This is a genomic window from Brachybacterium equifaecis, assembly GCF_023509525.1.
GTDB lineage: Bacteria > Actinomycetota > Actinomycetes > Actinomycetales > Dermabacteraceae > Brachybacterium > Brachybacterium equifaecis.
Genome location: NZ_JAKNCJ010000001.1, coordinates 753,268 through 765,568, shown reverse-complemented (window position 1 = coordinate 765,568; position 12,301 = coordinate 753,268). Strand labels below are relative to the sequence as shown.

9 protein-coding genes are annotated in these 12,301 nt (G+C 70.9%); 5 read left to right on the top strand and 4 right to left on the bottom strand.

Annotation, left to right across the window (positions count from 1 at the left end):
• The first annotated feature begins 85 nt into the window (after positions 1 to 85).
• Complete coding sequence (locus Bequi_RS03525) at positions 86 to 832, top strand: glycosyltransferase family 2 protein (protein ID WP_249736562.1); 747 nt, start codon at positions 86 to 88, stop codon at positions 830 to 832.
• Positions 832 to 1,266: a DUF2304 domain-containing protein gene (locus tag Bequi_RS03520; RefSeq protein WP_249736561.1), complete on the top strand. Its 435-nt coding sequence runs from the start codon at positions 832 to 834 to the stop codon at positions 1,264 to 1,266. Before Bequi_RS03525 ends, Bequi_RS03520 begins: the two co-directional genes overlap by 1 nt.
• Positions 1,267 to 1,320: 54 nt before the next feature.
• On the opposite strand, the gene Bequi_RS03515 is transcribed toward Bequi_RS03520, so the two are convergent.
• Positions 1,321 to 2,628 carry a hypothetical protein gene (locus Bequi_RS03515; protein WP_249736560.1) on the bottom strand — a complete coding sequence of 436 codons (1,308 nt, stop codon included), beginning with the start codon at positions 2,626 to 2,628 and terminating at the stop codon, positions 1,321 to 1,323.
• A 302-nt stretch (positions 2,629 to 2,930) separates the two neighbouring features.
• On the opposite strand from Bequi_RS03515, the gene Bequi_RS03510 reads away from it, so the two are divergent.
• Positions 2,931 to 5,195, top strand: a complete 2,265-nt coding sequence (locus Bequi_RS03510) for a hypothetical protein (protein ID WP_249736559.1) — start codon at positions 2,931 to 2,933, stop codon at positions 5,193 to 5,195.
• On the opposite strand, the gene Bequi_RS03505 is transcribed toward Bequi_RS03510, so the two are convergent.
• Both Bequi_RS03505 and Bequi_RS03500 read right to left on the bottom strand, forming a co-directional pair.
• Positions 5,196 to 6,158: an NAD-dependent epimerase/dehydratase family protein gene (locus Bequi_RS03505; protein WP_249736558.1), complete on the bottom strand. Its 963-nt coding sequence runs from the start codon at positions 6,156 to 6,158 to the stop codon at positions 5,196 to 5,198.
• Positions 6,155 to 7,264, bottom strand: a complete 1,110-nt coding sequence (locus Bequi_RS03500) for a glycosyltransferase (protein WP_249736557.1) — start codon at positions 7,262 to 7,264, stop codon at positions 6,155 to 6,157. Before Bequi_RS03500 ends, Bequi_RS03505 begins: the two co-directional genes overlap by 4 nt.
• A gap of 79 nt (positions 7,265 to 7,343) precedes the next feature.
• Between Bequi_RS03500 and Bequi_RS03495 the strand changes: the two genes are divergently transcribed.
• A complete protein-coding gene (locus Bequi_RS03495) occupies positions 7,344 to 8,192 on the top strand; it encodes a glycosyltransferase family 2 protein (protein WP_249736556.1) in 849 nt (282 codons plus the stop codon).
• 48 nt (positions 8,193 to 8,240) lie between these two features.
• Here Bequi_RS03495 and Bequi_RS03490 read toward each other — a convergent pair whose 3' ends face one another.
• A complete protein-coding gene (locus Bequi_RS03490) occupies positions 8,241 to 10,934 on the bottom strand; it encodes an acyltransferase family protein (protein WP_249736555.1) in 2,694 nt (897 codons plus the stop codon).
• Positions 10,935 to 10,966: 32 nt separating this feature from the next.
• On the opposite strand from Bequi_RS03490, the gene tgt reads away from it, so the two are divergent.
• Positions 10,967 to 12,280 carry a tRNA guanosine(34) transglycosylase Tgt gene (gene tgt, locus Bequi_RS03485; protein WP_430623084.1) on the top strand — a complete coding sequence of 438 codons (1,314 nt, stop codon included), beginning with the start codon at positions 10,967 to 10,969 and terminating at the stop codon, positions 12,278 to 12,280.
• The last annotated feature ends 21 nt before the right edge of the window (positions 12,281 to 12,301 follow it).

Here is a 12,301-nt window from a genome sequence, read left to right as displayed (position 1 = left end):
GCATCGGCCCGCTCCGCGGGGCGGGGGAGCATGCCCGGCCCGGCGCGCACCGGTCGGAGGTGAGCGGCCGATTAGGATGGCGCGCATGAGTGCACCTTCCCCGTTCGTCGCGGCTCCCGATCGCTTCCTGATCATCATGCCCGCGTGGAACGAGGAGTCCGTGATCGGCGGCACCCTGGAGGAGCTGATCCCGGCGATGCCGCAGGCCGATGTGCTCGTCGTCGATGACGGGTCCACCGACGCCACCGCCGCGATCGCCGAGTCGGCGGGGGCCCGCGTGCTCCGCCTGCCCTACAACCTGGGCGTGGGCGGAGCTATGCGCGCCGGCTTCAAGTACGCCCGCCGCTTCCAGTACCAGCGGGTGATCCAGGTCGATGCCGACGGTCAGCACGACCCCAAGAACATCCTCGAGGTCCTCGAGGGCCTCGAGCGGGCCGACATCTCGATCGGTGCCCGCTTCGCCGACCGCGGCAACTACGAGGCGAAGGGGCCCAGGCGCTGGGCGATGATCGTGCTCGCCGCCGTCATCTCACGGATCGCGCGCACTCGTCTCACGGACGTCACCAGCGGGTTCCGCGCGGGCAACCGCACCGTCATCGCGCAGTACTGCGAGCACTACCCGGCCGAGTACCTCGGTGACACGATCGATTCGCTCGTGGTCGCTGTCCGCTCCGGCCTGACGGTCACGCAGGTCCCCGTGGAGATGCGCCCCCGCCAGGCCGGGACGCCCTCCAACAATCCTTGGAAGGCCGCCGTGTACCTGATGCGCTCGTTCTTCGCGCTCGGAATGGCGATGACGCGGCGCAAGGTGACGCCGGAAGAGAGAGTGTGATGCACCCCAGCTCGGTCCCCAACCTCCTGTTCATCGGAGCGGTCGCTGTCCTCGTCGTCCTGCTGGTGCTGCGCCTGCTGCGCGGCGGAGCGCTGCGGGAGAAGTACGCGGCGCTGTGGGTGCTGATCGGCCTCGCCGTCGTGGTGCTCGCCGTGTTCCCCGGTCTCCTCGACGGCGCCGCGCGCGTGCTGGGCTTCGAAGTGGCCTCGAACCTGCTCTTCCTGCTGGCGATCGTGCTGCTGCTGGGCGTGACGCTCCATCTGTCGATGGAGCTCTCGCGCCGGGAGGACGAGGCGCGCGTGCTCGCGGAGGAAGCAGCCATCGCGCGCCTCGTGGTCGAGAGGCATGAGCGCCGCCTGGACGCTCTCGAGAGCCGCTCCATCAGCAGCCTCGGGACCGAGCAGGTGATCGACCCCGAGCCCGTGCGCCCCTGAGGCGTCGCACCGGGCAGAAGAGGGCGCGTCCCCGCGGGGACGCGCCCTCTCGCCTCAGGACGCGGACGCGACGTCCGCGTGCTCCTGAACGCGCTGGCGGCGCTGCAGCGCAGCGAAGAGGATGAGGATGCCTGCGGCCGGTCCGGCGGAGACGGACAGCGTCGTCGTCACCGTCAGGTGCAGGGGCAGCAGCAGGCACATGGCCCCGACCGCAGAAGCGGCGCCCCATCCGATCACGTAGAGCAGATGGCGATTCGTGGCCAGCGCGATCGCACCGAGGATCATGAGCCATGCCATGAGCACGCTGGACGCGGTGAGCGCGGCGAAGTACCACCCCGGCAGGTCGTACTCGGGCTTCACGAGCCGCATGAACCAGGGGCCGATCGGCCAGGCGGCCGCGCCGCCGAACAGCCCTACCGCGAGCAGGAGCAGGAAGGGCTTGCGCACTGCGGACCAGATGCTCCCTCGATGGCCGACGAACGCGCTGATCGCCACCCCCACGAACACCGTCAGCGGCATCATGATCGGTGCGCGCGTGAAGGACACCGCGAGCATGCACGCGCCCATCAGCGCAGCGGACTGCTCGGGCGGCAGACCCAGCGACCCCTGGGGGTTCGTCACCGAGACCAGGGCCGGGTAGCCGTTGATGAGCACGGCGGTGCAGGCGGTGGAGAGCATGGCCAGCGCCTGGTGGCGCAGCAGCCGCGGCAGCGGGACGTCGGCTCGGCTGAGGAGCGCGCGGCGGGGCACCCGGCCGATGAGCAGGATCGCGCCGAGGGTGAGCACCGCGGCTGCGCTCGCTGCCTCGAACCCGCCGAGGCTCGCGCCGATCCCGGCCGCGAGGAACACGAGCGCGACGCGCACACCGACCTCCACCAGCAAGGTCGAGCCGAACCATTCCCAGTGGCCGCGGCCGCCGAGAGCGCCGAGCACGGTGATGTAGATCGGATAGAGGAGCGCGGTGATCACGAGGACGATCACGGCGCTGCTCGCGGAGCGCGGCAGCATGTGCGAGGCCCACAGCGGGGAGGTCGCGGCGATGAGCACGGCGAAGGCCACCCCCCAGGCTGCGCCGCCCGCGAGAACGCGCGCTCCGCGCGCAGAGGGCCGGGTGGTCGCGCGGGTGCCTTCGTTCTGGATCCCGGACTGGACGCCGAACAGCCCGAACAGGAGAGCCCAGAACACCAGGAACTCCTTGTTGTCCTCGACATCGAGCACCTGGGCGACCAGCAGGATGATCCCGAGGTTGCTGATCGCGGCGCCGACGCTCGAGAGCAGCAGGAGTCGGCGCCCGAAGGAACTGATCCTGGGCCGCGCATTCTCCTCGGTCGTCACGGGTGCACCAGGAATCTCAGCGGTCATCGTGCATCACTCTCGTTTGAATTCTGCTTGTCGACGGACGACCCACTCCGAGCTGCTCCTCGAGCTACATCGTGCGCCGCAGTGGCGAGATATTGAAATCTCCGTAGGCGTGTTTCACGCTGCAGGCGCAAGGGTCGGTGTCGCCGGTGCTCCGCCGTGAAACGATCATGGTAGCGGCCGCTGTCGGTGTGAGGAGCGCGCCTCTGCGCCTCCGCGGCGCGATGGGGGCGGAGACATAGAGTTGGGCGACACATCGCCGCCTCCCGCGGCCCCGGTCCCACGCCGAAGGATGCGATCCGACCATGCCGACCAGCAGCACCCCCGCCCGCTCGGGGTCGAGCCGAGCCTCCCGGACTCCTGCCGCGCTGCGGACTCGGGCCGTCAGCGGGCGCAGCAGCGCGGTCGCCGGCGTCCAGGAGCTCGGGCGCCGCGATCTGGTCCCCGTGCTGCTCACCGCCGTGCTCGTGATGGGCCTGACCCTGCTGCCCCTGCTCTGGAGCCGCACCTTCTACTTCATCGATGACACTGCCGGCGGCGCCTACGGCCAGTGGTACGAGCTCGGCCAGGAGCTGCGGGCCGGGCATTGGCCGATGCTGTCCCTGGACGCCTGGATGGCGGGCAATCACATCGCCGAGGGCCAGTGGGGCCTGTACAACCCGGTGGTCTGGCTGATCTCCCTGGCCGCGACCGTCGTCCCGCACCCCCCGGTGCTCGCCGCGATCGTGAAGCTCGCGTTCCTGCTTCTCGCGGGCATCGGCACCTACTTCCTGACCCGCTCCTACGGGGTGCGCCCCGGCTATGCGGTGCTCGCTGCGATGAGCGCTCCCGTCGCGGGCTGGACGCTCTACCTCGATGCGACCGCGTGGGTCACGAATCTCGAGGTGTGGGCGTACTTCCCGTGGGTGATGTGGTCCGCGAGGCGGTTCATGTACCGCTCGCGCGGTGCGGTGATCGGCCTTGCGGCAGGACTGCTGCTCGTGACCGTGGGATACATTCAGGGCACGCTCATGCTGATCGCGATGTTCCTGGGCCTCGGCGTGGAGGCTCTCGTGCGCCGGCAGTGGGGCGCTTTCGGACGGCTCATCGCCTTCGGCGTGCCGATGGGGCTGATGGCCGTGACGGTGTACCTGCCGGGACTGCTGACCTCCGACGTCACCGTGCGCGAGGACACCGTGAAGAACACCGGCACCATGACGCTCACCCTCAACGGGCTCGCTGTCTCCACCGCGCCGTCGGGCCGCGCGGACCTCACCGGCTGGTGGGGTCGCTACCCCAACGTGCCGTACACCTACATCGCGTGGTTCCTGCCGCTGCTCCTCCTGGCATCCGGCCGGCGCATGGCTGCCGTCGTGCCGCGTCTGCTCGGCGCGTTCGTGACACTCGGGATCGTGATGGCGCTCGCGATCGGGCCCTCGGATCTGGGGCCGCTGCGCTTCCCGATCCGCTCGATGCCGTGGATCGCCCTCCTGCTGCTCGTCATCACCGCCGTGGTGCTCTCGCGAGGAGTGGACTGGACTCGCGTGCGCCGGAAGCTGCCGCTCCTGGTGGTCGCGACGCTGCTCTCGTTCTGGCTGAGCTACAGCGCGGTGCTCGCCACCTGGAAGGTGCAGATCTTCTGGGGGGTCCTCTGCGCGGTGATGCTCGTCGGGTTCGGCGTGCTCGCCTCGCGCTTCCCGCGCAGCCGCTGGGTGGTGCTCGCCCTGATCGGAGCCACGGCGTTCACCAGCGCCCTGCAGATCCGGGCGTACGTCCCCGAGGCTTCGCACTTCGGCACCGGAGGCTTCCCCACCGCGCTCGAGGACTACCAGGGCGTGGTGACGACGAGCGGCGGCGAGATGGTCACCGTGGGCGATCCCCAGTGGCTCCAGGAGGAGGGCGAGGACACGTGGGGAGAGACCCTCTGGGGCTCCACCTGGTACCTCTCCGGCGTCCCCACGATGAACGCCTATTCCCCCACCGGCTACGACGCCTTCAACGCGGACCAGTGCCAGTCTCCCTACTACGGTGCCACCTGCGGGGATCTCATCAACCGCCTCTTCGCGCCCGACGAGACCACCGGCGCGGTGCGCGCAGACCTCTTCAGCCTCGACACGATCCAGATCCTCGAGAATCAGGAGATGTCGCTCGCCCGCATCGAGCGCCTCGAGCCGCCGGCGGGCTGGAGCGTGGCCGATCGGGACTCCATCTCCGTGACGTGGGTGCGCGACGAGACCACCGCGCCGGTCGGGGGGCCCACCTGGTGGACTCCCGGCATGGACGTGGAGGTGCTCTCCCAGAGCACGAACGAAGTGACGATGCGCGTCGACGGCGTCCCCGCCGAGGGCGGTCGCATCGTGCTCAGCCGCCTGGATTGGCCCGGATACCGGGTCAGCGGCGGGGAGGTCGGGAAGCCCCTTCGCGACTATCTCCTGACGGTCGACGTCCCCGCGGACTCCTCTGGGAGCGTCGTCACCGTGACGTTCCGCCCGCCCGGGTGGGAGATCGAGATGGGTGCGCTCGCGCTCTCCCTGCTCTCCTCGCTCGCGCTCGTCGCTCTCAGCGTGCGGAAGCGGGGCCGCAGGGTCTGATCAGTCGGGGCGGGAGGTTCCGTGCAGGCGCACGGAGCGGCCGATGTCCGCGCTGGTCGCCGCGATGCCCACCGGCATCGGAGTGAGGGTGCGCGCATCCAGCTCGGGCCACACCACCGAGCGGAACCTGAGGTCGCGGGCCTGCGCCCTGCCCAGGGGAGAGGCTGCCAGGATCGCCTGGGGCTTGCGCTTGTGGATCATGCGCAGCATCCCGAGGATCTCCGCGATCGAGACTGCGGCCTGCGATCCGAGGATCTTGGCCACGGGCGGCGAGCCGGGCGGGAGGGCGCTCGCGCGGTCCACGAGGTCCAGCACCAGGTCCGCGCAGTCGTCGACGTAGATGTAGTCGCGCAGCGTGTCGAGGGAGACGTAGATGCTGCTGGGCTTCGAGCGGTGGTGCGCCAGGCACAGCTGGGAGATGAGTCCCTGCGGCTTCGCGAGGTTCTGCCCGGGACCGTACAGGTTCGAGATGCGCCCGAGCACGACTCGCACTCCGTGCTCGGCGAGCCGGGAGAACGCAGCCTCTGCGCGCAGCTTCGCCCGGCCGTAGGGTGCCAGGGGGTTCGGAGTGTGGTCCTCGGTGAACGGGGGCTCAGCGGCACCGGCGTAGAGGGCTCCGGCTGAGGACGCGAAGAAGAGCGTGCACCGGGACAGCGCCTCGGCAGGGCCTGAGCTCACGGCGTCCACGAAAGCGTGCATCACCGCGATCTCGGCGTCGAAGTCTTCCTGAGTGGAGGAGGTGACCCCGGCGCCCGCGCACCAGAGGATGCTCCATGGCCCATCGGCGCTGCGCGAAGCCGTCCGCACGACGGCCGCCAGCAGATCCTCGGCGGCCAGGGAGGCGTCGGACCAGCGCACTCGAGCAGCGCGGATGTCGAGCCCGCGCATGCGCCCGCGGCGGACGACGGCGGACCCCAGGAGCCCCCGCGCGCCGATGACGAGAACGGGGATGGGGGAGGTCACCGGGGCCTGGCTGAGCTGTCGGCCGTGCGTGTCTGCGGCTCCGCCTCATGGCTGCGTGCGGCTGCGTGCGCGACCGCAGGGGCGGGCCCGGCCGAGCGGGCGGGGGCTGCGGGAACGCGTCCGAGCGGCCCCTGCGCGGGATCCGAGACGATCAGATACAGCGGCTTGCCCATGGCCATGTTCACCGCGACGCCGACGTACTCGGCGATCACTCCGAGCGCGAACAGCGTGGCACCGAAGCCCAGGAGCAGGACGACGATCTGCGAGGTCCACCCCTCAGGGACGTCTCCCCCCAGCAGCTTGGCGAATGCGAAATAGATGCCGACGGCGACACCGACGACGCCGAACAGGGCGCCGAGCGCGCTCACTGCGCGCAGGCTGCGGGTGCCGCTCGAGATGACCATGCGCCAGAAGTGGGAGAGGAGCCTGCGCAGGGAGTAGCCCGAGCGGCGCTCGCCCTCGTCGCGCAGAGTCACCGGCGCCGTCGCAATCCTGTTGGTGACCCAGCCGAGGGCCACATCGAGGTAGACGTTGGGCCCGGCGTAGGCCGCGACCGAGCGGCCGATCTCCCCGAGCACCAGCCGGTAGCTCTGGTAGAGGGAAGAGTCCGTTCCGCCCGAGAGGCCTTCGATGACCTTCTTCGCGCCCTTCGAGGTGAGGTTGCGGAACGCGCTGTGCGGAGGCGCGTTGGTGGCCTTCGCATAGACGACGTCGGCCTGCTGCGCGAGGGCTGCGTCGAGCAGGTTCCCCATGTCGGCGGGATCGTGCTGGCCGTCCTCATCGAGAGTGACGATCCAATCGCCCCCCGAGGACGCCATGCCTGCGAGGGTGGCCGGGTGCTGTCCGAAGTTCCGGCTCAGCCATACCGGACGCACGAAATCATGCTCGGAAGTGAGGGCGCGAATGGTCGCGGCCGAGCGGTCGGGGCCGTGGTCGTGGACCAGGAACACCTCGGTGACCTGCGCCTGCGCGCCGCCCTTCGTCGTGAAGGGCTCCGTGAGCACAGCGATCTCCTGCATCAGGGCGGGAAGAGTCTTCTCGCCCTGATAGACCGGGATGACCACCGAGATGCGGTGCGGAGTCGGGGAGGCGGGGGCTTCGGTCACGCCCGCCACTATATATGCGCACTGCACAGCGCCGACTGGTTGCATAGGGTGGACCGACCGACCCCAAGGAGCCTCGTCCATGAATCCCCGTGTGTCCGTCGTCGTCCCCGCCTACAACAACGGCGACGTCATCGAGCAGACGCTGCGCTCGATCCTCGACCAGACGTTCCAGGACTTCGAGCTGATCGTCTCCGACCACGCCTCGAGCGACGGCACCTGGGAGGCTATGCAGAAGTTCGCCGACGATCCCCGCGTGCGCCTCGAGCGCACCGAGGCGGGCGGCGGTGCGCGCCGCAACTGGAACCGGGTCTCGCAGCTCGCGACCGGGGAGCTCATCAAGCTCGTGTGCGGGGACGACCTCATCCATCCCACGATGCTCGAGGAGCAGGTGGGCGCCATGGATGCGGCGGGGGAGCGGGCCGTCCTGGTCGCCTCGCAGCGCGACCTGATCGACGCTCGCGGCGAGGTGTTCGTGAAGGCCCGGGGGCTCGGCAGGCTCGACGGAGTGGTCCCCGGCGCGAAGGCGCTGCGGGCGACCGTCCGCTCGGGCGGCAACCTCTTCGGGGAGCCGGCGTGCGTGCTGATGCGCCGCGACGCGCTCGAGAAGGCCGGCTGGTGGCAGGACCTCGCCTACTACATCGACGCCGGCTCGTACGCGCACGTGCTGGTGCAGGGCGACATGGTCGCGCTGCGCCGCTCCTTGGCCTCGTTCCGCGTGAGCACCTCGCAGTGGTCGGTGCGCCTCATGCGCAGCCAGGCGAAGGAGGCCGCGGAGTTCCACCGGCTCGCGCGCGCTCTCGCCCCGGAGACGATCTCCGCGGCCGACGTGCGCCTGGGCGACGTGCGAGCGCAGATCCTCGCGCTCCAGCGCCGCGCCGCGTACCTGGTGCTCGGCCGTCGGATGTCGGCCCTGCCCAGCACCGACTGACACAGCACTGACTGGCGCAGCCCGAGCAGCAGGAAAGGGCGCTGGGCGTCAGCCGGCGCCCTGATCCGAGGCGCCGCCTTGATCCGAGGCGCCGCCCTGGTCCGAAGGGTCCGGGGCGCCGGGAGCGGGGGAGACGGCGGGAGCGGCCGTGCGCGGACGGAACCTGGCTGAGTCCAGCGACTGCTGGAGCGCGGGCGCCATGGTGCGCGCGTAGGCCGCCGTCATGTGGTTGTCGTCCACGTAGGTGTAGACGTTCCCGACCACGGGCACGCACGTCCCTCCAGGGCACAGCGAGGCTGTGAGATCGACTGCGGTGATGCTCGCGGAACCGGGTGCCGCATCGGGGCGCGCTGCGAGCGCCTCGGCGATCTGCGCAGAGAGATCCTCTGGAGCGAGGGAGGCGGAGACCGGTGAGGTGCAGTCGGTTCCGCTCTCCACGCAGTCCACGAAGTCCATCTCCAGCCGCGGCACGTCGCGCATCCCGAGGATGGGGATCCCCGAGTCCAGGACCTGTGCTGCGAGGACCGAGAAGCCGTCGGCCGACTGCTCCCCGGCGGCGCCGGGGATGCCCGCAGTCGTCGCGTAGGTGATGAGCGCGGCGGTGTCGTTCTGCTGGAGGAGCGCGACCACCTCCCTGCTGTACTCGGCGCACCATTCGCTCCCGGTGGCTTCGCCGAATGAGCACTGCGGCCGCGCCACGCTGATCAGGCGCCAGCCCTGCTCGCGGGCGACCTCCTGGATCATCGGCTGCGCCTGCAGAGCGTGGGAATTGCCCGCGATGATCACGAGAGGCGCGTCCGAGGGCGCACCCGTCGGCACGACGGTGCAGTATTCGCGCAAGTCGCCGACGAGTCCGGGCATCGACTCGGGGCAGTCGCCGGCCCAGTCGACCATGTCGCCGCGGATCTCGCTCAGCGCCGGGATCGGCGAGACCCCGGCGGGGACGGGGCCCGCCGAAGGGAGGAGCGAGGCCGCGCCCGGATACGGGTCGACGGTCGCCGCTGGAGGCGCAGCCTCTCGCACCTGCCGGTCCAGCACTGCGCTGCCGCCGAGCGCGATGCCGATTACCAGCGCCCAGCTCAGCGCGATCACCCCGGCGCCCCGCCGCCATTTGGCCGCGATCCAGGGCGAGCGTCGGACAGGGGAGTCGACCCACCGGGTCAGCCCCCACGCCAGCAGGAGCGAGGCGAGCACGACGCTGGAGCCGAGGAGGGCTCCTGCATGGGAGCGGCCGGTGAGGTGCAGCGCGATCACCAGCAGCGGCCAGTGCACGAGATACAGCGCATAGGAGATCCCGCCGAGGCGCTGCACGGGCGCAGCGGACAGCAGCGCGTCGGCGCCCCAGCGCGTCCCGGAGCGTCCCGCCGCGAGCACCAGGCAGGCGGCGAGCAGCGGCCACAGCGCGATCGCCCCGGGGAAGGCGCCGGCGACGTCGACCACCCAGCCGCAGGCGAGCATCGCGGCGAGCCCGGTCCAGGAGAGGAGCGCGCGCGCAGCGGAGGGGCCTTCGGCACGTCGACGCTCGAGCAGGGGCAGAGCGCACGCGAGCAGGGAGCCAAGAGCGAACTCCCACAGCCGGGCGCCGGTGTCGAAGTAGGTGAAGGCCTGGGAGATCGGCAGGCGCAGCTGCGCATAGGTGAAGGAGGCGATCGCGATCACCCCGAAGATCGCGGCGACCACCGCCGCCGGGCGGAGCCTCGTGACGCGGACGATGAGGGCGGCGAGCAGGAGCAGGAGCGGCCACAGCAGGAACACCTGGCCCTGGATCGCGAGAGACCAGAAGTGCTGCAGGGGGCTCGCGAGGGAGTGATCGGGGGCGTAGTAGTCGACGCTGCGGGCGGCGAGGAGCCAGTTCTGCGCGTAGAGCGCGGATGCGATCGCTTCGTCGAGGAGACTGCGGGCGCGGGAGGCAGGCAGGATGGTGAGCCCGGCGATCGTGGTCAGAGCGATGACAACCGCTGCCGGGGGCACCAGCCGCGAGAACGCGCGCAGCCAGTACTGCGGCACGCGCAGCGGCTGGGCCCGCTCCATGCGGCGCAGGAACGACCCCGTCAGCAGGAACGCGCTGATCAGCAGGAAGACGTCCACCCCGCCGGAGACCCGGTTGAACCAGACGTGATAGGCCACGACCATGCCGATCGCGACCGCTCGCAGCCCATGCAGCTCGGTGCGGAAGCGGGCGGGAGCCGGTGCAGGGGTGGGGGACTCCGGAGCGGGATCGACGGCGCCGTCGGCAGCAGGCGCGAGCGCGGGCGCGGGCGCGGCGGGATCTTCCTGGGCGTCGTCGGGGGCTTCCTCGAGCCAGGGGTCGGCCTCTGCGGCGGGGGCCGGCGGCGCAGGGTCCTGGACCCATGGGTCGAGGCCGGGTTCCGATGTCAGTTCCGCGGGGGCAGCTGCCGGCGGATCCTGGGGCGCCGCTGTCTCGGCGGGCTCGACCTCGGCGGCGGGGAGAGCGCGCCGACGCCCGCGAGGACGGGGCGCGGGGGTCGCGGTGTGCGGCGCTGTCGCTGTCGATGTCGGTGCAGATTCCGGCGCGGTGGCGGTCGCAGGCGCAGCGCCCGGGCTGGAGCCGCCTGTACCCTCGTCGGCAGGAGCGGGGAGGATGACGCCGTTCGCCGCGAGCTCCGCCTCCGGGCTCCGCGGAGCGCCGCGACGCCGCCCGTGGCGGGGTGCGGTGTCCGAGCTCGGGGGCTGGTCGATGGGAGCGCCTCCTGCGGAGGGGACGGGGAGAGCGAACTGCATGCTACTGGAGGGCGCATGCCAGACTGTCATCCGTGCCGACGCCCCCCGAAGCTCCCCGCCCCCAGTCCGATTCCGCGCCCGAGGCGACTCCTGCTGATCCGCGCTCCCAGGCGGGATTCGAGATCACCGCCCGCCACGGCGAGAAGGCCCGCGCGGGCGTGATCACCACGCCGCACGGCGAGATCGCGACCCCCGCGTTCATCCCCGTCGGCACGAAGGCCACCGTCAAGGCCGTGCTGCCCGAGACGATGGCCGATCTCGGCGCGCAGGCGCTCCTCGCGAACGCGTACCACCTGTACCTCCAGCCCGGCCACGACCTGGTGGACGAGGCGGGGGGCCTCGGCGCATTCATGAACTGGCCCGGCCCGACGTACACCGATTCCGGCGGCTTCCAGGTGATGAGCCTCGGGGCGGGCTTCAAGAAGGTGCTCTCGAGCGAGTTCGCCGGCGGCGCGACCGCCCGCACCTCCACCGGCGAGGACGACGCCGTGGCCGACGGCAAGGAGCGCCTCGCGCACGTCGACGACGACGGCGTCACCTTCCGCTCCTTCATCAACGGCGACATCCACCGCTTCACGCCGGAGGTGTCGCTGCAGATCCAGCACGGGCTCGGCGCCGACATCATGTTCGCCTTCGACGAGCTCACCACGCTGATGAACTCCCGCCCCTACCAGGAGCGCGCGCTCGAGCGCACACGGCTGTGGGCGGAGCGTTGCCTCGCCGAGCATGCGCGCCTCACCGCAGAGCGCAGCGCGAAGCCGTACCAGCAGCTGTGGGGCGTCATCCAGGGCGCCCAGTACGAGGATCTGCGCCGCAAGGCTTCCCGCGATCTCGGCGCGATGAGCGTCGAGGGCTGGGAGTTCGACGGGTTCGGGATCGGCGGGGCGCTCGAGAAGGAGAACCTCGGCACGATCGTGGGCTGGGTGACCGAGGAGCTGCCGGACCAGAAGCCGCGCCATCTGCTGGGGATCAGCGAGGTCGACGACCTCTTCACCGCGGTCGCCGCCGGGGCCGACACCTTCGACTGCGTCTCGCCCTCGCGCGTGGCGCGCAACAGCGCCGTCTACACGCGCAGCGGCCGAGTGAACCTCACCGGCTCCCGCTACAAGCGCCAGTTCGCGCCGATCGACGAGACCTGCGACTGCTACACCTGCACGCACTACACCGCCGCGTACATCCACCATCTCTTCCGCGCGAAGGAGATGCTGTCGGCGACGCTGTGCACGATCCACAACGAGCGCTTCGTGGTGCGCCTGGTCGATGAGATCCGGGCTTCGCTCATCGCGGGCGACTTCGACGCCCTGCGCGAGGAGCGCACCGGCGCGTACTACGGCGAGGTGCGGTAGGCCGCTGACGACAAGCGGAGG